This window comes from Rhizobium rhododendri (assembly GCF_007000325.2).
Lineage (GTDB): Bacteria > Pseudomonadota > Alphaproteobacteria > Rhizobiales > Rhizobiaceae > Rhizobium > Rhizobium rhododendri.
The window spans coordinates 48,384-69,238 of the sequence record NZ_CP117268.1 but is presented as its reverse complement, the minus strand read 5'-3'; the positions used below and the strand labels follow the sequence as shown (position 1 = coordinate 69,238).

Annotated in this window: 19 protein-coding genes; 6 read left to right on the top strand and 13 right to left on the bottom strand. The window is 62.7% G+C overall.

The features are described 5' to 3' along the window. Nucleotides 1-76 precede the first annotated feature (76 nt). Both PR018_RS18145 and PR018_RS18140 read right to left on the bottom strand, forming a co-directional pair. Entirely contained in the window at nt 77-2,239 is a 2,163-nt protein-coding gene (locus PR018_RS18145; protein ID WP_143123343.1) for a malate synthase G, read from the bottom strand. A gap of 110 nt (nt 2,240-2,349) precedes the next feature. Beyond that, nucleotides 2,350-3,246: a LysR family transcriptional regulator gene (locus PR018_RS18140; RefSeq protein ID WP_142832238.1), complete on the bottom strand. Its 897-nt coding sequence runs from the start codon at nt 3,244-3,246 to the stop codon at nt 2,350-2,352. Between the two features lie 180 nt (nt 3,247-3,426). Here PR018_RS18140 and PR018_RS18135 point away from each other — a divergent pair, with 180 nt between their 5' ends. The 4 genes from PR018_RS18135 to PR018_RS18120 all read left to right on the top strand — a co-directional run bounded on the left by PR018_RS18135 (nt 3,427) and on the right by PR018_RS18120 (nt 8,135). Continuing rightward, a complete protein-coding gene (locus PR018_RS18135; RefSeq protein WP_142832237.1) occupies nt 3,427-4,866 on the top strand; it encodes an FAD-linked oxidase C-terminal domain-containing protein in 1,440 nt (479 codons plus the stop codon). Beyond that, on the top strand, nt 4,863-6,059 hold the full coding sequence (locus tag PR018_RS18130; protein ID WP_142832236.1) for an FAD-binding protein: 1,197 nt from the start codon (nt 4,863-4,865) through the stop codon (nt 6,057-6,059). Before PR018_RS18135 ends, PR018_RS18130 begins: the two co-directional genes overlap by 4 nt. 31 nt (nt 6,060-6,090) lie before the next feature. After that, complete coding sequence (glcF, locus tag PR018_RS18125; RefSeq protein WP_142832235.1) at nt 6,091-7,434, top strand: glycolate oxidase subunit GlcF; 1,344 nt, start codon at nt 6,091-6,093, stop codon at nt 7,432-7,434. Between the two features lie 161 nt (nt 7,435-7,595). Beyond that, nucleotides 7,596-8,135, top strand: a complete 540-nt coding sequence (locus PR018_RS18120) for an RES family NAD+ phosphorylase (RefSeq protein WP_142832234.1) — start codon at nt 7,596-7,598, stop codon at nt 8,133-8,135. 442 nt (nt 8,136-8,577) lie between these two features. Here PR018_RS18120 and PR018_RS18115 read toward each other — a convergent pair whose 3' ends face one another. From PR018_RS18115 to PR018_RS18065, 11 genes are read right to left on the bottom strand one after another with little or no spacing between them, the layout of a single operon-like run. After that, on the bottom strand, nt 8,578-8,997 hold the full coding sequence (locus tag PR018_RS18115; RefSeq protein ID WP_142832233.1) for a GlcG/HbpS family heme-binding protein: 420 nt from the start codon (nt 8,995-8,997) through the stop codon (nt 8,578-8,580). Nucleotides 8,998-9,050: 53 nt separating this feature from the next. Further along, nucleotides 9,051-10,136 carry an ABC transporter ATP-binding protein gene (locus tag PR018_RS18110; protein WP_142832232.1) on the bottom strand — a complete coding sequence of 362 codons (1,086 nt, stop codon included), beginning with the start codon at nt 10,134-10,136 and terminating at the stop codon, nt 9,051-9,053. Next, a complete protein-coding gene (locus PR018_RS18105) occupies nt 10,123-11,160 on the bottom strand; it encodes an ROK family protein (protein WP_142832231.1) in 1,038 nt (345 codons plus the stop codon). Before PR018_RS18105 ends, PR018_RS18110 begins: the two co-directional genes overlap by 14 nt. Then, on the bottom strand, nt 11,157-11,882 hold the full coding sequence (locus tag PR018_RS18100; protein WP_142832230.1) for a ribulose-phosphate 3-epimerase: 726 nt from the start codon (nt 11,880-11,882) through the stop codon (nt 11,157-11,159). Before PR018_RS18100 ends, PR018_RS18105 begins: the two co-directional genes overlap by 4 nt. After that, entirely contained in the window at nt 11,879-12,709 is an 831-nt protein-coding gene (locus PR018_RS18095) for an alpha/beta fold hydrolase (RefSeq protein ID WP_142832229.1), read from the bottom strand. The genes PR018_RS18100 and PR018_RS18095 overlap by 4 nt, the downstream gene beginning before the upstream one ends. Then, nucleotides 12,706-13,527 (bottom strand): sugar phosphate isomerase/epimerase family protein, encoded by an 822-nt coding sequence (locus tag PR018_RS18090; protein ID WP_142832228.1) that lies wholly within the window; start codon nt 13,525-13,527, stop codon nt 12,706-12,708. The genes PR018_RS18095 and PR018_RS18090 overlap by 4 nt, the downstream gene beginning before the upstream one ends. Then, on the bottom strand, nt 13,527-14,603 hold the full coding sequence (locus tag PR018_RS18085) for a Gfo/Idh/MocA family protein (RefSeq protein ID WP_142832227.1): 1,077 nt from the start codon (nt 14,601-14,603) through the stop codon (nt 13,527-13,529). Before PR018_RS18085 ends, PR018_RS18090 begins: the two co-directional genes overlap by 1 nt. A 12-nt stretch (nt 14,604-14,615) precedes the next feature. After that, nucleotides 14,616-15,434 (bottom strand): sugar phosphate isomerase/epimerase family protein, encoded by an 819-nt coding sequence (locus PR018_RS18080; protein WP_142832226.1) that lies wholly within the window; start codon nt 15,432-15,434, stop codon nt 14,616-14,618. Nucleotides 15,435-15,437: 3 nt separating this feature from the next. Beyond that, nucleotides 15,438-16,274, bottom strand: coding sequence for a carbohydrate ABC transporter permease (locus tag PR018_RS18075; RefSeq protein ID WP_142832225.1), 837 nt, complete (start codon nt 16,272-16,274; stop codon nt 15,438-15,440). Beyond that, nucleotides 16,271-17,203 (bottom strand): carbohydrate ABC transporter permease, encoded by a 933-nt coding sequence (locus PR018_RS18070; RefSeq protein WP_142832224.1) that lies wholly within the window; start codon nt 17,201-17,203, stop codon nt 16,271-16,273. The genes PR018_RS18075 and PR018_RS18070 overlap by 4 nt, the downstream gene beginning before the upstream one ends. Before the next feature lies 1 nt (nt 17,204). Further along, nucleotides 17,205-18,551, bottom strand: coding sequence for an ABC transporter substrate-binding protein (locus PR018_RS18065; protein WP_142832223.1), 1,347 nt, complete (start codon nt 18,549-18,551; stop codon nt 17,205-17,207). Between the two features lie 177 nt (nt 18,552-18,728). Here PR018_RS18065 and PR018_RS18060 point away from each other — a divergent pair, with 177 nt between their 5' ends. Further along, nucleotides 18,729-19,877 carry a Gfo/Idh/MocA family protein gene (locus tag PR018_RS18060; protein ID WP_142832222.1) on the top strand — a complete coding sequence of 383 codons (1,149 nt, stop codon included), beginning with the start codon at nt 18,729-18,731 and terminating at the stop codon, nt 19,875-19,877. Nucleotides 19,878-19,891: 14 nt separating this feature from the next. Next, nucleotides 19,892-20,845, top strand: coding sequence for an alpha/beta hydrolase (locus PR018_RS18055; RefSeq protein WP_142832221.1), 954 nt, complete (start codon nt 19,892-19,894; stop codon nt 20,843-20,845). Nucleotides 20,846-20,855 lie beyond the last annotated feature (10 nt).

Below are 20,855 nucleotides of genomic sequence, written 5' to 3'. Positions count from 1 at the left end.
ATCATGGAACGTTAGCCTGACGTGAATGCCAGAGTGGAGCAGAAACCTACCGCCCACTCTGGCAACAGCTATGGGATCACGCAGCTTTCAGCGCGATCCGCCGGCGGTGCAGGACAGGCTCGGTGTAGCCGTTGGGCTGATTGCGGCCTTCGAGCACCAGTTCAAGCGCCGCCTGGAACGCGATGGAGGCATCGTAGTCCTTTGCCATCGGCCGGTAGAGCGGATCGCCTGCATTCTGACGATCGACGACTTCAGCCATCCGCCGCATGGTCTCAATGATCTGGCTCTCGCTCACCACCTTGTGGTGCAGCCAGTTGGCCATGTGCTGGGCGGAGATGCGCAGCGTCGCGCGATCTTCCATCAGGCCGACATTGTTGATGTCGGGCACCTTCGAGCAGCCGATGCCCTGGTCGACCCAGCGCACGACATAGCCGAGGATGCCTTGAGCATTGTTGTCGAGCTCGTGCTGGATTTCCTCCGGCGTCCAGTTCGGCCTGACGGCGACCGGAACGGAAAGAATATCGGACAGCTTGGCGCGGGCGCGGTCCTTTAGCCCTTGCTGGACGGTTGCGACATTGACGCGATGGTAATGCGTGGCATGCAGGGTTGCGGCTGTCGGCGATGGCACCCAGGCTGTGTTGGCGCCGGCCTTGGGATGGGCGATCTTCTGCTCCAGCATCGCCGCCATCAGGTCCGGCATGGCCCACATGCCCTTGCCGATCTGCGCATGGCCGGACAGGCCGCAGGCAAGGCCGATATCGACATTCCAGTTCTCGTAAGCGGCGATCCAGGCGGCCTGCTTCATGTCGCCCTTGCGGATCATCGGGCCTACTTCCATCGAGGTGTGGATCTCGTCGCCGGTGCGGTCGAGGAAGCCTGTGTTGATGAACACCACGCGCTCCCGGGCAGCGCGAATACACTCCTTCAGATTGATGGTGGTGCGGCGCTCCTCGTCCATGATGCCCATTTTGATGGTGTTGCGGGGCATGCCGAGCACGTCCTCGACGCGCGAGAAGATCTCGGCTGCGAAGGCCACTTCTTCCGGCCCGTGCATCTTCGGCTTGACGACGTACATGGAATCCTCGCGCGAATTCTGGTGCCGACCGTTGGGGCCGATGTCGTGAAGGGCGATCAGCGCTGTGATGGCGGCATCCATGATGCCCTCCGGCACCTCGAGCCCGTCGCGGTCGAGAATAGCCGGATTGGTCATGAGGTGGCCGACATTGCGGATCAGCATCAGCGAGCGGGCGTGCACGAGGACGCCTGTTCCATCCGGCGCCGTGTAGGAGACATCCGGGTTGAGGTGCCGCGTGAAGGTCTTGCCGCCCTTTTCCACCTCTTCCGTGAGATCGCCCTTCATCAGCCCAAGCCAGTTGCGGTAGACAGCCGTCTTGTCCTCGGCGTCGACTGCGGCGATAGAATCTTCGCAATCCATGATCGTGGTGATCGCCGATTCCAGCCGGACATCGGAGATGTGGCCGGCGTCGCTCTTGCCGATCGCCGTCGTCGCATCGATGACTATCTCGATATGGATGCCGTTGTTCTTCAAAAGCAGATGGGTCGGCGCGGCGCTGTCGCCGAGATAGCCGGCAAACTGCGCAGCGCTGGTCAGCTCAACCGGCTTTCCAATAGCCGCAGTAACGTCGAGCTTTCCGTCGACGACGGCGAACCCCGTAACATCCTTCCAGCTGGCACCGGAGAGCGGCACGGCCGCATCGAGGAAGTCGCGGACCCAGGCGATCACCTTGGCACCGCGCGTTGGATTGTAGCCCTTACCCTTGTCAGCCCCGTCGCTCTCCGGGATGGCATCGGTGCCGTAGAGAGCATCGTAGAGCGAGCCCCAGCGGGCGTTGGCAGCATTCAGCGCATAGCGTGCGTTCATGACCGGCACGACTAGCTGCGGCCCGGCGATGGTGGCGATCTCAGCGTCGACGTGGGCGGTGGAGACGGTGAAATCCGGACCTTCCGGGAGCAAGTAGCCGATCTCGCGCAGGAAAGCCTGGTAGGCCTCCATATCAGTGGGCGCGCCGTTCTTGCGATACCAGTCATCGATCTGAAGCTGCAGTTCGTCGCGGCGGGCAAGCAGTGCCCGGTTCTTCGGGGCAAGGTCATGGACGATAGCGGAAAAGCCGGCAAAGAACGCATCGGCCGCAACGCTTGAGCCGGGCAAGGCCTCGTCGACCAGGAAATCGTGCAGCGCTGCATCGATCTGCAGTCCGTTCTTGTCAATACGCTTCATGTCGCTCGCTCCTGAAATTCGCATGGAGCGTAGTTAGCGGCGACGAACTCACCTAGTCAATTCGGCGATAGTGAATAACATTTATGCCATCTGAGAAATAACGGCCTGGGCTAAAGCTCCCAGTAGGGGACGGGGCCATAGAGGTCGGCGAGAAAGTCGATGAACAGGCGCACCTTGGACGGAAGATGCTGGCGGCTGGGGTAGACGGCTGAAAGCGCCACATTCTGCGATCCCTCGAACTGCTGCAGGACCTGCACGAGGCTGCCCTGCTTCAGCTCGGGACCGACATCCCATGTCGAGCGCAGGGCAATGCCCAGGCCGGCGATCACCGCCTCGCGGATCACCTCGCTGGAGTTTGTATTGAGCATGCCCTCGGGCCTCAGCGTCACATGCCCGCTCGGCCCCTCGAGCCGCCAGGCATCGTTGTTATGGGCGGGAATGCAGGTATGGCGGTCGAGATCGTCGATATTGGATGGCGCGCCGTGTTCGGCGATGTAGGCCGGCGAGGCGCACAGCACTCGCCGCACCGGTGCCAGCCGGCGTGCTACGAGGCTGGAATCGATCAGCTCCGCGATGCGGATGGCAACATCGAAACCGCCACCGACGATATCCGTCATCTCGTCGGTCAGGACGAGGTTGATCGCCAGATTGGGGTGTCGGGCCATGAAGACCTTCAGGTTCGGCGCGACATGCATGCGGCCGAAGGAGGTCGGCGCCGAAATCTTGAGGATGCCCTGTGTTTCCGCAGAACGACCGGCGATGTAGGACTCGGCATCCTCCAGCCCCGCCAGGATTGCGAGCCCCCGGTCGTAGAAGCCCTGGCCTATCTCCGTCAGCGACAGCTGCCGCGTTGTCCGCTGCAGCAGCCGCGTTCCAAGCTGGTCTTCCAGCCGTTTGATGCGTTTCGAAACCACTGCCGGCGAAAGCCCATGCGCGCGCCCGGCATCGGACATGCTGCCGCTCGAGACGACTGCAATGAAGATCTGAAGGTCATGGAAATTGATCATTCGGAGATCCCCGTCCTATCCTGTTCGTGCCCCGACGAGCCGGAATTTCCGGGCGTGCCAGGGCTTCTTCGATAGGACATTTGTTCCGGCTTTGCAAAAGTCCTTTGCACTATTCACCGCTTGGCAAGAATGCCGGATATGCTAGACATGAAGCTTCTGGGTGTCGCTGAGGAGGGCGCCATGACTGATGCGATCGAGTTCCTGACGCTGCGGCCGGATGTACTGGCCCGACGCGCGGAGATCGTTGCCGACCTCGTCGGTCTCCTGCCGCCGGAGTGCCTCATCCACGAGCCGCGCGAACTCATGCCGTTCGAGACGGACGCCTTCGTTTCCTACAGGCGCATGCCGCTGGCGGTGGCTTTGCCGCGCACGACTGACGATGTGGCCGTCGTGCTCGGCTACTGCCACCGAAACGGTATCCCGGTCGTGCCGCGCGGCGCGGGCACCTCGCTCTCCGGCGGGGCCATTCCGCAGGAAGACGCCGTCGTCATCGGCCTGTCGAAGATGAACACCATCCTCGATATCGATTTTGACAACCGCACCGCCACCGTTCAGGCCGGCGTCACCAATCTCAGCATTTCCGAACGCGTCTCCGGCGACGGCTTCTTCTACGCCCCGGACCCGAGCTCGCAACTCGCCTGCACCATCGGCGGCAATATCGCCATGAATTCCGGCGGCGCGCACTGTCTGAAATACGGCGTGACGACCAACAACCTGCTCGGCGTCACCATGGTGCTCGTCGATGGCACCGTCATCACACTCGGCGGCAAGGCGCTCGATGCGTCCGGCTACGATCTCCTCGGCCTCGTCTGCGGCTCTGAAGGCCAGCTCGGCATCGTCACCGAGGCGACGGTGCGGCTGATCGCCAAGCCTGAGGGAGCCCGCCCGGTGCTTTTCGGCTTCGACACGTCGGAGCATGCAGGCGCCTGCGTTTCCGAGGTCATCGCGTCAGGCATCATCCCCGTTGCCATGGAATTCATGGACAAACAGGCGATCGAGATCTGCGAGGCCTTTGCCCATGCCGGCTATCCGCTCGATGTCGGCGCGCTGCTGATCGTCGAGGTCGAGGGATCGGAGGCAGAGATGGACCTGATGCTGAAGAGCATCGTCGAGATCGCCGGCCGGCACCAGGTGAAGACCGTCCGCGAATGCCAGTCGGCCACAGAGGCGGCACTGATCTGGAAGGGCCGTAAATCGGCTTTCGGCGCCACCGGACGCATTGCCGACTATATCTGCATGGACGGCACGGTGCCACTCAGCCAGTTGTCCTACGTGCTGCAGAAGACCGGCGAGATCGTTGCGCGCTACGGCCTGCGGGTCGCCAACGTCTTCCATGCCGGAGATGGCAACATGCATCCGCTGATCCTGTTCAATGCCAACGACCCGAAGGAATCCGCCGACGCCGAGGCGGCCGGCATGGACATCCTGAGGCTCTGCGTCGATGCAGGCGGCTGTCTGACCGGCGAGCACGGGGTCGGCATCGAGAAACGCGACCTTATGCGGCATCAATATGCCGAGGTCGACCTCGCCCAGATGATGGCAGCCCGCAGCGCCTTCGACGAAGGCTGGCTTCTCAACCCCTCCAAGGTCTTCCCCCTCGATGGACGCGCCGCCCGATGACGCTTATCCCGACCACGGAAGAGGAAGCGGCCACTATCATCCGCGATCACGCCTCCAAAGGCCACGCGCTGTCGATCGTTGGCGGCAACAGTCGCGCCGGTTTCGGCAATGCAGTTTCCACCCATTCGGAGCTGACGTCGCGCGGAATGACGGGCATCGTCGCCTATAATCCCGGCGAGATGGTAATGACGGCGCGTGCAGGCACGCCAGTCGAGGAAATCGAGGCGGCGCTGGCGGCCAGCCACCAGATGATGGCCTTCGAGCCCATGAACCATTCTCCCCTGATGGCAACTTCCGGGTTTCCGACCATCGGCGGCATTTTCGCCGCCAATGCGTCCGGCCCGCGTCGCATCCTCGCAGGGGCTGCCCGCGACAGCCTGCTCGGCGTGCGTTTCGTCAACGGTCGCGGCGAGATCGTCAAGGCGGGCGGGCGGGTGATGAAGAATGTCACCGGGCTCGATCTTCCCAAACTGATGGCCGGGTCGCACGGCACGCTTGGCCTGCTCACCGAGGTCACTTTCCGCGTACCGCCGAGCCCCAAGACGGAGCAGACGCTCGTGATCTCCGATCTTACGGATGAAGCTGCGACCAAGGCGATGGCCGCCGCCATGGCGCTGTCGGTAGAGGTATCGGGTGCCGCGCACCTGCCGGTCACGGTCGCCTCGACATTCGCGCCCGCCGCCTGGTCCGCTCATTCCGCCATGGTCCTGCGCATCGAAGGTCTTGCCGCATCGGTTGACGTGCGGATGGAGAAACTCAGTCGCGCCATGGCAGGCATCGGCCCCGTCGGCCAGCTGCCGGATGCCGAAAGCAAAGCCGTGTGGCGCGCGATACGCGATGTCGTGCCCTTTGCCGACGGCACGATGCGGCCGGTCTGGCGTGTCTCCGTCGCCCCCGGCGCCGGCCATCGGCTGGTCGCCGCCCTTAGGCAGGAGGCCGGAGTCGATGCCTTCTACGACTGGCAGGGCGGCCTTGTATGGCTGCGGATGGAAGCCGAGCCGGATGGCGCCGTGCTGCGCCGTCACATCGCCAATGCCGGCGGCGGTCACGCGACATTGCTGCGCGCCACGCCGGACGCCCGCGCGCAAAACGACGCCTTCGAGCCGCAACAGCCAGCGGTGGCGCTTCTCTCGGCGCGTATCAAACAGAAATTCGATCCGGCAGGCATATTCAATCCAGGGAAGATGGGATGAGCGGTGACGTTCCCCATCAGCGAAAGATCCGATGCAGACCAATTTCACCGCCGAACAGCTGACCGATCCGAGCGTTGCTTTTTCGGAGCAGATCCTACGAAAATGCGTCCATTGCGGCTTCTGCACCGCCACCTGTCCGACGTATGTGACGCTCGGCAACGAGCTCGATAGCCCGCGCGGCAGGATCTACCTGATCAAGGACATGCTGGAAAACGGCCGGGCCGCCGACGCCGAAGTGGTGACCCACATCGACCGCTGCCTGTCGTGCCTTGCCTGCGTCACCACCTGTCCGTCCGGTGTCGACTATACCCACCTCATCGACCACGCCCGCGCCCATATCGAGGAAACCTACAAGCGGCCGCTGATGGACCGCATGATCCGCAATCTGCTGGCATCGGTCCTGCCTTACCCCCGCCGCTTCCGGCTGGCGCTCGGTCTCGCCAGGCTGGGGCGGCCGTTTGCCTCGCTGCTTCGGCGCGTGCCGGCGCTGCTGCCTTTTGCAACGATGCTCGACCTCGCACCCCGCGCCATCCCGCCGTCCTCGCCATTCGCAAAACCCGGCACCCATGCCCCGAAGGCTGAAAAGCGCGGCCGCGTGGCGATCCTGACGGGATGTGCGCAACCGGTGCTCGATCCGGCGATCAACGCGGCGACGATCCGGCTGCTGACGCGGCTCGGCGTCGAGGTCGTGGTACCAGCCGGCGAGGTATGCTGCGGCTCGCTTGTCCACCATATGGGCCGCGAGCATCAGGCGCTGGTGCAGGCGCGCGCCAATGTCGACGTCTGGGTCGGCGAAATCGACCGGGGTGGCCTCGATGCCATCATCATCACCGCCTCCGGCTGCGGCACGACGATCAAGGACTACGGCCATATGCTGCGGCTCGACCCGGCCTACGCAGAAAAGGCGGCCCGGGTCTCGGCGCTGACCAAGGACATCACCGAATATCTGTCAGGGCTGGATCTCCCGCGACAGCAGCCAAAGGGCATCGCCGTCGCCTATCATTCCGCCTGCTCGATGCAGCATGGCCAGAAGATCACCACCGCGCCGAAGCTGCTGCTGAAAGCTGCTGGCTTTACCGTGAAGGATCCCGCCGAAGGTCATCTCTGCTGCGGCTCGGCCGGCACCTACAACATCATGCAGCCCGTCATTTCCGGCCAGCTCAAGGCCCGCAAGGTGCGCAATCTCGAAGCCACCCGCGCCGATATCATCGCCACCGGAAACATCGGCTGCATCACCCAGATCGCCACCGGCACCGCAACCCCGATCCTGCACACGATAGAACTGCTGGACTGGGCCTATGGCGGCGATGTCCCGCAAAAGCTGCGAGGGTTGGCTGGACTGGTAGATCAGGTTCAAGGGCCGCTTTCGTCATAGGTTTCTGGCGCAGTCGCGTGAAAGGTCACACGCGAGGACCGACAGCAGGGCCACTTTGGATCACATGGTAGATATTGGGCGCTTCTACGCGCGTCACTCGACCGTCTTAATCTCGGGATAATTCATCGGTTTGCCGTCGGTTGGCTAAAATGAGTAACTGCATGATCGAGATCCAAGGTCACTTTAGGAAGATTTCCGGACGCTTCTTCCGTTCTGTTTTGTTGGATCGTGTTGACCACGTGCTGGAACCTCCCATTGGGACGCATGCAGGTCGTTATCACCGGCACGGAGAGCCAACACTTTATACGAGCGCGACCTTCGAATGGGCCGTTATGGCGATAGCCGGATACATGCGTCAGGACAGTCGGCCACGCGTCGTTGTCCCGCTTCACGTCGGCGAAGCTCTTGTGCTCGATCAACATGACGAGAATGCTTGCAGTCAGCTTGGTATCGATCGAGAATTGTCAAATGAGTCCTGGCAAACTGCGTTGTCGGAGGGTCGGGAGCCACCCTCCTGGCACAACGCAGACATAGCCCGGCGCGCCGGAGCTGATGGAATTATCGACAGATCGCGCCTTATCCCGGGCGGGTGGCACCTGAACCTGTTCCGCTGGAATCAACTCGGCGGCCCCACTGTTGACGTCTGTGGTCCGCCGGTGCCTATTGAGCTCACTGCCGATGGACCCGTTTGGGGTCTTTGATCACAAGCGGATGCCCCGTTGATGTCCTCGACCCGCCGCTAGGGCCTGGGAGCGATCATTCGCCTGTCGGCAAAGATAAACTCAGTTTGCGCAAGGTTCTACGCCGGCTCTTCCGCCCTTGCCGGCAGCAGTACCTTTGCCGGCTTTCCCGTCCTTGCCATTTCGTCCGGAGACACCGCACCTGATACCGATGTGCGCCGACTGATCCCGGGACGCAGCCGCGGACGTGCTCGCGGCACCTTGCTTTGGCGGTCGTGGAATTACTTTGACCTCGTTAGCAGCGGCGATACCCCAACTTACGAGAAATAATGCCGAGACAGCTACGAACGTCATCCGGCGCGAATTGGAAGCAAACATGTCGCAAACTCCTCGCCATCGGTCGTGCACCGCGTGACGGCGGTCTGCGTTAGCAGGTCTTTCAGCTGCTAACGCCAGCAAATCCTCAGACCGGATCTGCGCCGATGGCGGCGAGCGCGGCGCGGGCGACTTCGAAATCCTGGTCGCCGCTGCCGGAACCGATGCCGATGGCGCCTGCAAGCTTGCCGGCGAAACGGATCGGCAGGCCGCCCGGCAGGTGGGTGACGCCGCCCTGGGAGGCGATGCCGGCGGCGGCCCCGAATTCAAAGGCCATGCCGCCCGTCGGCGCGTTGATCGACGCCGCGGTGCGGGCCTTGGCGCGGGCGGTGTGCATGCTGAGATATTTGGCGCCGTCCATGCGCAGGCTGGCGATCGTCTCGCCGCTGGCATCGACGATGTGGATGCACTGGGGCACGCCCATCGCGACGGCCTTGTCGACTGCGGCCGATACGGCCTGCAACGCGCCGGCATGGCTGAGGGTCAGGGTTTCGCGTGTGAATGTCATGTCTCTTACCTCGATTTCGAAGGAATGACCGATCGCATGGCGAGCGGTCCTTGTCAGTTCAACTTGGCGAGAGCCTTCCCGGCCTTGTCGAAGAGATGGCAGTTGTGCGGCTCTATGCCGAGCTTGATCGGGGCATGGAGGGCGGTTTTGTCAGCGCCATCCGTCTGTACCACAAGTGATATGTCAGGCGAGATGTCGACGTGAAAGACCGTCAATCCGCCAAGCCGTTCGGCAAGGATAGCCTTGCCGTCGAACTGACCGGTCTCGCCGATACGGATATGCTCCGGCCGGATCCCGAGCGTGATTTCATCGCCGACCTTGATCTCGCCAGGGGCGACAGCGACGGGTATCTCAACACCGTCCAAAGCAACCACCGTCACGCCAACCGGACCAATGGCATCGACGCGGACCGGCAGCAGGTTCATCTTCGGCGAGCCGATGAAGCCGGCAACAAAGATATTGGCCGGGTGATTGTAGAGATCGAGCGGCGATCCCACCTGCTCGATGCGGCCGGCATTCAGCACGACGATCTTGTCGGCCATGGTCATCGCCTCTATCTGGTCATGGGTGACATAGATCATCGTCGCTTCCAGCGTCTGGTGCAGACGCATCAGTTCGAGACGCATGTTGACGCGCAAGGCGGCGTCGAGATTGGACAGCGGCTCGTCGAACAGGAAGATCTTCGGGTTGCGGACGATGGCCCGGCCGATGGCAACGCGCTGGCGCTGCCCGCCGGACAGATCTTTGGGTCGCCGGTCGAGCAGGTGCGAGAGCTCCAGGACCTTGGCTGCCGCGTTGACCTTGGCGTCGCGCTCACTGACCGGGATGCCGGCGATCCGGAGTGCAAAGCCCATGTTTTCCGCCACCGTCATGTGCGGGTATAGCGCATAGGACTGGAACACCATGGCCAGCCCACGCTCGGAGGGATCGATATCGTTCGCCCGGACACCATCGATGACAAGATCGCCGCCGGTGATATTCTCGAGACCGGCGATCATCCGCAGCAGGGTGGACTTGCCACAGCCCGATGGCCCAACGAACACCACGAATTCGCGGTCGACGACGTCGAGGTCGATGCCCTTGATGACTTCGACCGCACCATAGACCTTGCGGGCATCGCGCAGTTTAAGATTGGCCATGACGAGCCTCCGTTGTGCTGGCGGGACTGTCCCCGCCTGAATTGTTCGGTTGGGCCGCAAACGTGGCGGTATCCCTGTCCTCGCTGTGCAGGACCAGGCTCGCCGCCCCGATCAGCCCGGCGTGACGACCGAGTTGGGCCGCGACAATCGGAACGTCGCGGTAGGCGGACATGGCACGCTCGGCGACCGTGGCCTTGATCTGTGCATGCAGCATATCGAAGCCGTGGGAGATGCCACCGCCGACGACAATGATGTCCGGCGAATAGAGGTGCAGCAGATTGGTGAGACCGATGCCAAGCCAGCGAGCTTCGACCGCCAGCATCTCCAGCGCCTGCCGATCACCCCGGCGTGCCGCATCGACGACATGCCGGCCGGTGACATCGCCATCGGCCGACAGCGCCCGCATCATCGATCCGTCGAAAGGCCGCGTGCCGGTGGTCGCCCTTCGGCCGAGCGCGGTGCCCGAGGCCAAGGCTTCGAAGCAGCCGATCGCGCCGCAAAAGCAGCGCTCTCCCTCGTTGGTGATCGTCATATGGCCGATTTCAGCCGCAAGCCCCCGTCGCCCGTGCAGGATACGGCCATCGGCGATGACGCCGCCACCGATACCGGTCGAAACGGTGGCAAAGACCATGGAGGCCGCACCTCTGCCAGCGCCGTATCGCCACTCGCCCAGAGCGGCGGCGTTGGCGTCGTTCTCGAGCCAGACCGGCAGCTTGAAGTGCTCCAGCAGGATGTCTGCGAGCGGAACGTCATGCCAGCCGGTGAGGGTCGGCGGCGCAATGACGATGCCGGAAACGGGATCGAGCGGCCCAGGAGCACCGACGCCGACGCCGACCGGTTCGATGTTTGGCGTTTGCCCCCTGATCTCGGCGGCTAGCGCCTGCATCTGTCCGATGACTGCACGCGGCCCGTCCGCTGCCAGCGTTGGCACCGACAGGAATGACAGCAGGTCGCCCGCGCGGTTCACCATCGCGGCCCGCAGCTCCGTTCCACCGAGGTCGAATGCGAGGGCGGCGTCTGTCACTGGGCGTGGCTTTCCAGGGCATGCAGCCATTTCATCCGGGCGGCCAGATCCTTGTCGCCAAAGGCCAGCGACCCCAGGACGACTGTCTCGGCGCCAGCAGCACGCAGAAGCGGCACGGTCTGTTCGCGAATGCCACCATCTGCGGCAAGGACGATTTCGGCTTCACGGCCGGCAGCGCGGATGAGCGCGCGCGCCTCGATCAGCCGATCACATGCCTTTTCCGACAGGCTCTGACCTTTCACGCCGATGGACGTTCCGAGCAACGTCACGAAGGCAACATGCGGCAGGAACGGCTTGACCGCTTCCACCGGCGTCTCCAGCCGCAGGACAACACCGCCGGCTGCGCCCATTTCCTTGGCGATCGCCAATGCCCGAAGACCGGCCTCGCCGTTTTCCGCATGGACGCTGATGAGGTCGGCACCGGCCTCGATGAACTGACGGGTCTGCTCCTCGACGATCTCGGCTTCGACCATCAAGTGAACGTGGATGGGCTTTGCGGTGGACTTGGCAATGCGGGCCACGAGATCGGGGAAGAACAGGAAGCCCGGGGTAAAGCGCGCATCCGCAACGTCGATATGATGCAGGTCGACGTGATCCTCGATCCGTTTGAGATCGGTTTCCATGTTTATAAGATCGGCCGACCAGAGTGAGAATTCGCCGAGCAGGCGGTCGCGGGGGAGGGCGGCGATGGCGGCGGGGCCAGAGAGGGTCTTCGTGATCATGATGCGAAACGGCTCCGGAGGGTTTCAGAGGAGAGGAATTGCGAGATGGCGCTTTGGGTCTCTGCGAAATGACGGGCCTTGTCGGCAGCCTTGGCGGCGACCTCGACGAAGGCGGCGCCTGGAATTGTGGCCGCAAGCGTTTCGGCTGATGACAGCGGATGGATAGCGTCCTGCCGGTTGCCGATGACAAGCGTCGGAACGTCAAGCGCAGCGGCCGAGGTCTTGGTCACGTCCGGTCCGTCGCTTGCGATATCGACGAGTACCTTTGCGAAGGCGGCAGCGTCAGGTCGATTGAAATAGCCGAGCAGGGATGCGAAATTGTCCGGCGCGTCCCGTTGAAGGTCGGACCCCGTCTCTGAGGCGACAAATAGGTCGCGTGCTTGCTCGAGCGGATGAGTAAGGATGAGTTTGCCGACAGTGCGGATCGGCGCCATGTTTTCGGGCGCGGCATCGAAGGTCCAGGCTGGCCGCACCAACACCAGAGCTGCGATGCGGTCCTTGTGGAAATGGGCCAGATGGAGCGCGATGGCGGCGCCCATGGAAATACCGCCGACGGCGAGGCGCTCGATGCCGCACCGATCGGCAGCCGCGAGAACGTCGTCGGCAAACATGGCGATTGAAAACGGCCGCCGGCTGCCGAGCGACGAGCTGCCATGGCCGCGACATTCCACAGTCAGGCGCCTGAAGCCGCGGCCGTCGGGAAAGGCCTGCGCCACCTGCGCGTCATTGCCTCCCAGCCCGTGCTGGAAGAGCACCGGCGGACCGTTGCCGAAGTCGAAGACGGCAAGCTCGGCATCGTCGCGGGTGAGATAGACTGGCTCGCTCATCCGACCATTCCCTTCAGGAAGGCTGCAACGCCGGAGGCCTCATCGGCCGCGAGCCCATGGGTAACGAGGGCCCCGTCGAAGCCGGAGGCTTTAAGGCGAGCGAGGAAATCGCCGAAATCCACGACGCCCTTGCCGGCAGTGGCAAAGCTACCATCCGCATGGCGGTCCTTGGCGTGCGCCATGGCGACGTGTCCGGCAGCCGTATCGACCGCTCGCGCCACGATGGATCGCGCCTCGTCAGGCGTGGCAGCCTCGAACAGGTTGGCGGGATCGAGGACGATGTGCAGCTTGCGCGATCCCATCTCGGCGATCAGTCGCATGGCATCTTCTGCCGAGGTCACGATGTTCGCCTGCTCAGGCTCGATGCCGAGCATGACGCCATAGCCTTCGGCCAGTGCCAAGGCCTTGGCCATCTCCAGGGCCATGTCGGCCCAGGCGGAAGGATCGGCATTGTCCGGGTGGTGCGCCCACTGATCGACAGGGTTGCGGCTGCCTGTGCAGAGCGTGACCAGCGGAATGGCAAGCGCCGCAGCAGTTCTGATCACGACCTCCAGCTGCCTCAGCCCGGCCTGTCTGACGGCAGGGTCCGGATGGGCCATGTTATAGGTCCCGGACAGCGCCACCAGCGAGACGCCACTCGTCTCGGCAGCCGTCCGGATGGCGGTGATAGTGCTCTCCGGCACGGCGTCCGGCATCGATGGCAGGCCGCAGCAGGCAAGATTGAACTGCGTCGCTGAATAGCCGTTGCCGGCGACCGCCGACAGGACGGCAAGCGGATCTGTCCCCGGAAAGGTCTTGGCGAAGATACCGACCTGCATCAGACCGATCCCGTCACGGATGCGATTTTGACGCGTTCGCCGGTTTCAACCGAACGGGCAATGGCGACCATGGCACGGATCGAGGCAATGCCGTCATCGACATTGGCGCCGCGCATCGGAGCCCCGGTCAGAACCGTATCGGCGAGACCCTCCAGCTGGCGGCGGAAGAAATGCCCATCGGCGCCCAGAGGCCTGCGGGTGGTCGCGTCCTTCTCGTGGAAGATATCGACCTCGCTGGCGCGGAAATACCAGGGATTGAAGGTCTTGGCGAGAACGGACCCGTGCTCGCCATAGAGCTGGAAGCCCTCGTGCCAATCCATCCTGACGGCAACGGTCAGATCGAGATGGCCGAGCGCTCCGTTGGCAAATTCGGTTTCGACGAACCAGCAATAGGCACCGGCTCGCTCCAGCAGGCGTGCCCGGACCGCGACCAGTTCGCCGCAGAAAAAGCGCGCCGTATCGACCAGATGAGAGCCGTGCGCCAGCATGAAATACTGCCGAAGATCGGCCTTCGGATTACCGCCCGGCTTGCGTGCCAGCTTGCTGGTTACCGGCAGCGGCTGGACGGCGTCGGTGTTGGTGTAGCGGTGCGTGGAATCGCAGTACCAGGCCTTGAGCGCGAAGATCTGGCCGATATCGTCGCGCACGAAGTCGCGCGCCGCTTCCAGAGCCGGATCGAAGCGCTTCATGTGGCCGACCTGCAGGATCTTGCCCGAGCGCTTCACCGCATCGGCCAGCTGCTGGCCTTCCTCGACGGAAACGCCGATCGGTTTTTCGCAGAGAACATGCTTGCCTGCGTCGAGAGCCTTGATCGACATCGGCACATGGTAGGCATCGGAGGTGGCGACGATCACGGCTTCGAGCTCGGGATCGGCCAGCATGGCGTCGTAGTCGCCGTACATCTTCTGCGGCTCGTAGGTCGCACCCATGCGCGCCAGGAGATCCGGTGCTGCATCGCAGATTGCGTAGAGATCGGCGTTACGCGCTTTAACACAAGATTCGAGATGGGCAAATTGGGCAATCGGCCCACAGCCGAGAACGCCCACCCGCAATCGACGCTGTTCTTTCTCGATCATTGCACTTCTTCCTTATGCACCATAGCCGCGCATTGTCTGGCGGTTGAGTTTCACGGCAGCAGCGGGATCGCGCCCCGCCGTCTCGGATTCTTCCTCGAGCACCAGCCAGCCGTTGAAGTTCGGCGCCTTGCCGACGATGTCGAGCACGGCCGGCGTGTCGAGCACGCCCTCGCCAAGCATCGCCCACTGGTCGTTGGCATCGACATCCTTGAGGTGAAGGTAGCGGATGCGGGCCTGGTAGGTTTTGAGAGTGTCGAGGATGTCGTCGTGACCGCGCAGGATGTGCCCGGTATCCGGGATCCAGCCGACCAGCGCGGGATCCAGCAGCCCAAAGATCGTGTCGTAATCGGCCCGGTCGAACAGCAGAGTGTTATGATGCGAACTCGGATGCACCGCCACCGTGACGCCCGATGCGTGGCCGAGGGCCGCAGCACGATTGTAGAACTCGGCGGCGACTTTGAATTTCTCCCCGCGTGGGCCGTCCGATACGACCGTGGCAGAGCCGATCGACACCAGTGCGCCCTCGAAATGGGAAGCGAAATCGACCCAGCGCTGCGCGACGACCAGATCGGCGTCAATGTGGTCGGCAACCGTGAACCCCGTCTGCGAGCCGAAGGCGAAGGACACCAGGTGCAGTCCGTGGTTGGCCAGCGCCTTCTTGAAATCGGCAGGCTTGTCAGCATAGCGGCCGATCATCGTATCGGTGATTTCGATGCCCTCGTAACCGCCGGCGGCGATTGCTGCCAACAGGTCATCGGCGGTCCCGCTCCAGCCGGCGCCCAGCATCTCCCATGTAAACGTCTGGCAGCCGACCTTGAAATCCGTGGTCATTGTCTATTCCTTGATTCCGCCTTGCGTCAGGCCTTCGATGATGTGTCGCTGGAAGACCAGCACGAGTATGATGAGCGGCACGGTGACGACAGCCGACGCAGCCGCGATATCTCCCCAGGGCACGTAGTACTGGTTCGTGAAGTTGGCGATGCCGACGGGAATGGTCTGGCTGTCGGGATCGGAGGTGAAGGCCAGCGCGAACAGGAACTCGTTCCAGGCGGTAATGAAGGCCAGCAGCCCTGTCGTCACAAGGCTCGGCAGCGACATCGGCAGGATGATGTGCCAGAGGAGGCCGACGACACCGACGCCATCCATCCGCGCCGCCTCGTCGATTTCGCGCGGCAGGGTTTCGAAATAGCCAAACAGCACCCAGGTCACCAACGGCAGACCCAGCGCAAGATAGGTGATGATCAGAGCGGTATGGGTGTCGAGGAGACCGAGATCCGAGGCCAGCAGATAAAGCGGGCCGACAAGCGCGATCTGCGGGAACATCGACACCGACAGGATCACCATCAGGATCCCGAACCGGCCCTTCACATCGAGCCGCGACAGCGCAAAGGCCGACAGGGAACCGACGATCAGGCAGAGCGCCGTGGTCGACAGCGAGACGATCAGCGAGTTCAGCACATAGTGATGCAGGCCCTTCTCGACGAACGCATTGTAGTAATGCTCCAGCGTGAAGGGATGCGGAATGAGAGACGGCGTGCCTTCGGTCAGCGCCTTGTCGAGCTGCAGCGAGGTCGAGAACTGCCAGAGGAACGGCCCGGCCGACCATATCAGGATAAACAGCGCACCGGCATAGATCACAGTACTCTGGAGAACGGAGCGGCCCTGGGTCATGTCGTCTTCCTTATCTGCCGGACGAGGAAGAGGCAGAACACCACCGCGATCACGCCTTCAGTCAGGAACATCGCCGTGGAGACTGCCGAGCCGTAGCCGAACTGCAGGGTCGAAAAGAGGATCTTGTAGGACAGCGTCGACAGCGTTTCGGTGGAATCGGCGGGGCCGCCGCCGGTCAGCACGTAAACAAGGTCGAAGATGCGGAACGCGTCCAGCGCACGGAACAGTCCGGCGATCAGCAGCGTTGGCAGCAGCAGCGGCAGGCGGATGTTCCAGAAGATCACCCAGGCCTTGGCGCCGTCCATCCGCGCCGCCTCGATCAGAGACTTCGGAACGGTCTGCAATCCGGTCAGAAGCAGCAGCGCCATGAACGGCGTGGTCTTCCAGACGTCGGCAAGGATGATGGTGAGGAGGGCGGTGTTCGGCGATCCGTACCAGTTGACGTTCTGGTCGATCAGCCCGAGATGCAGGAGAATGAAATTGATGATGCCGTGCTGGCCATCGAACAGCCATCCGAACATCTTGGAGGTGACCACGGTCGGCATTGCCCAAGGCACGAGCATGGCCGCCCGGATAATCCCGCGTCCCCCGAAGGTTTCACAGAGAATGAGGGCCATGCCGAGACCGATCAGCGTTTCCAGCACAGTGGATGCGACGGTAAACCACATCGTATGGCGCCAGGCATTCCAGAACGCCGGATCGTTGAACAGTTGCACGTAGTTGGCAAAGCCGACGAAATCATTGTCCTGGGTGATCAGCGAGCGGTTTGTCAGCGACAGATAGAGGCCGTTGACGATCGGATAGAAGGACACAGATGCAAGCGACAGGAAAGCCGGCAACAGCAGGAGCCATGGCCAGAGGGCGCGTGGCAGCGCCCTCCTTGCTTTGCGTGACTGCCCCGTTGCCGGGACTGTGGCTGAAACCGCCATGTCAGGCGACGATCTTGTTGATTTGCGCAGCGGCAGCTGCGAGCTCGGTCTTCACGTCGCCGCTGACCAGGGCTTTGGAGATACTCGACTGCAGCGCCAGCGTGACCTTGGCATATTGTGGCGTGATCGGCCGTGGTGTGGCGCCGGTGAAGACGCTTTGCAGGCTCGCCATGAAGGGCTGCTCGGCCTTGAGCTTGGCATCCTCGAAGATCGCCGGACGCGAAGGCGCCAGACCGAAATTCAGTGCCAGCCGGGTCTGGGTTGCCGGCGACGACATCCAGGTCAAGAACTCGATCGCGGCTTCGCGCTTCTTGGAGTTGGCGTTGACACCCAGCTGGTAGCCGCCGAGGCAGGCCGCGCTCTTGCCGCCGGCAAAATGCGGCAAGGGCGCAACCGCCACCTTGTCGACAACCTGCGAGGCCTTAGGATCCTGGGCAATCGGATAGACGTAGGACCAGTTGCGCATGAACATCGCTTCGCCGGACGTGAATGGCTGGCGCGAAGGCTCTTCGTCCCAGGAAAGAACGTTTTGCGGGCTGATCTTGGTCTTGTTGATCGTGTCGTGGAGGAACTGGATGGCCTCGACCGCGGCCTTGTCTCCGACCACGGAGGATTTCCCGTCCGGCGCCAGTATGGAGCCCCCGTTCGAGGTGATGATCTCGACTGCATCGCAGATCAGCACTTCGGCCTGCTTGCCCTGCCAGAGGTAGCCGAACTTGGCATCGCCGGCCTTCTGGGCGGCCGCCGCCATCGTTGCCATCTCGTCCCAGGTTTCAGGGACCTTGCCGCCGTGCTTTTCGACGAGGTCCTTGCGATAATAGAACATGCCGGAATCGACGAACCAAGGCAGCGCCGTCAGCTTCTCATTATAAGTGCAGGCAGCCACCGTGCCGGGGAAATAGTCGGTGCGCTTTTCCTTGGGGAAATACTCGTCGAGGGGCAGCGCCCAGCCTGCGGCGGCAAAACCTGCAATCCAGACGACGTCCTGCGTGAAGACGTCGGGCGTCCCGTTGCGGCGGGCCAGTTGCTGGATCAGCCCTTGATAGACTTCGGTCGACGAACTCGGTGGTGGCAGTTCGATGAACTTCACCATGATGCGGTCCTGCGACTCGTTGAACGCCTTGACGAGATCGCCGAGGCCTTCCTTGCCGAAGAAGCTGGCGCTGGCAAAGCTGATCTCTGTCCGGTCGGCGGCTCGGGCCGAGCGCACGCCCAGGCTCGAGGTGACGCCAAGGGCAGCGGCACCGACCGCAGCCCCGGCCGCCCCGATAAGAAGCCGGCGGCGATCAATCATGTGCGAATTTAAAGTCGAATTCGAGCGCGAAGGCTCGTCCTTAACATCAGACATGTTTTCCCTCCCAGGAAGACTGGCAACCTCCAAAACTCCGCGCCAGCATTTCCGCATGATTTATAAAAATTTGTCGCGCGTCAAGAAATAAAATGGTTTAATCCGGCAATCAGTCGCTGGTGAGGAGGCCGTATCGAGGTGCGGCAACCAGCGAAAGCAATGGGAGGAGTGGGCTTTATGACCAGAAAGAACAACGCAAAAATCGGCCTCGGCGTAATTGGTTGCGGCAATATTTCGATGACCTATTTGCGCAACGCAGCCCTGTTTGCCGGTGTCGAGTTGAGAGCCTGCGCCGATATCTCGCCCGATATGGCAGCCTTGCGGGCCGGCCAATACAATATCCGCGCGCTCACCGTCGACCAGCTGCTGGCCGACCCGGAAATCGATCTTGTCCTCAATCTCACGATCCCGGCAGTGCATTTCGATGTGACGATGTCAGCGCTTTCGGCCGGCAAACACGTCTTCACCGAAAAGCCGCTGGCCACATCGGCGGCGGACGGACGCACTCTGGTGGCAGAGGCACGGCAGCGTGGACTTCTGCTCGGATCTGCACCCGACACTTTTCTCGGTGCGGCCGGCCGGCGGGCGCGGCGCCTGATGGAGGAAGGAGCCATAGGCCGTCCCGTCAGCGGCACCGCCTTCATGATGGGCCGCGGCATGGAGCACTGGCATCCCAATCCGCAATTCTACTACCAGCCGGGCGGCGGCCCCGTTTTCGACATGGGACCCTATTACCTGACGATGATGGTCAACCTGCTGGGCCCTGTGGTCCGCGTCATGGCGATGGCCACCAAGGGGCAGGAGGAGCGACTGATCACCGCTGAAGGCCCGTTCCAGAACACCACCTTCACCGTTGGCACGCCGACCAATGTCCTCTCGCTTCTGGAATTCAAATCCGGCGCGACGGTGAATTTCGGCGCCTCCTGGGATGTCTTCCGCCACTCCAATCATCCGATCGAGTTGCACGGCACGGAAGGTTCGCTGCGTCTGCCGGATCCCGACACATTCGGCGGCACTGTGTCCCTGTCCGAGCACGGCGCCGAGTGGCGGGACTTCGATAGCGACGGCGAACTCTATGGCGCCAGAAACTGGCCATATGCCGCACCGGACAGGGCAAATTACCGGATGCTTGGCGTCGCCGACCTCGTCCGGGCGCTCGAGGAAGGCAGGGCGCCGCGCGCCTCCGGCGATCTTGCGTTGCATGTTCTCGACATCATGGAAGCCATCCTTGCATCCGGAGAGAGCCAGCAATCGATCACAATCGACGGGACTTTCCAGCAGCCACCATTGCTCGGCGAGGATGAAGCGCGCAGCTTGCTCGCATGACAGGAGAGGGGAGGATGACTGGCAGAATCGATGCCGGAGCCCAGCGGGTGCTCGATCTCGGCAGGGCCGCAAGATCGAGGCCTTTCGAGGACGGCACGCCGGAACAGGCCCGTAAAGATTACAACGCGGGAGCGCCCGCATTAAAAGGCGATCTGCAGCCTGTCGCCTCTATTGAAAACCGCACGATCACGGGACCGAATGGCCCTATCGACATCCGGATCTATCGCGGCCTCGGTGCACCGGAGAGCGGCGGGCGCGGGCTGCTGTATCTTCACGGCGGCGGATGGGTGATCGGCAACCTCGAGTCCCATGATGACATCTGCAGGTGGTTTGCCGACAGCGCGGCCTGCACGGTCGTCTGCCCCAACTATCGCCTGGCGCCTGAACACAAATTCCCCGCCGGGCTTGAAGATTGCCTCGCGGCGCTGGCATTTATGACCGGAGAGGCTAATACGCTCGGCATCGACCGAGAAAAAATCGCCGTGGCCGGAGACAGCGCAGGCGGCAACCTCGCTGCGGTGGTGGCACTGATGTCCCGGGTATCCGATCAGCCGCCATTGACAGCGCAACTGCTGCTCTATCCGAATACCGACGCTGCCCAGACCGCAGACAGCTACCGGCGCTATGCAAAGGGCTTCGGCTTGTCGGCCTCGACCATGCACTGGTTTCGCGATCATTATATTCGCACGCCGGACGATATCGACGATTGGCGCGTCTCGCCGCTTAAGGCAGAGAGCCTCTCAGGTGCCGCCCCGGCATTTATAGCCATCGCCGGCCACGACATCCTCGCTGACGAAGGTGTCGCCTATGCCGATCGCCTCAAGGAAGACGCCGTTCCCGTGGTCCTGCGCCATTGGCCGACGCAGATCCACGGCTTCGCTTCCATGGGCAAGTACATCCCGGAAGCACGCGCGGCCATCGATGAGGCGGTGATTGCGTGGAACAGCTTCGAGACATCAACTCCATAGTAAGTGGACG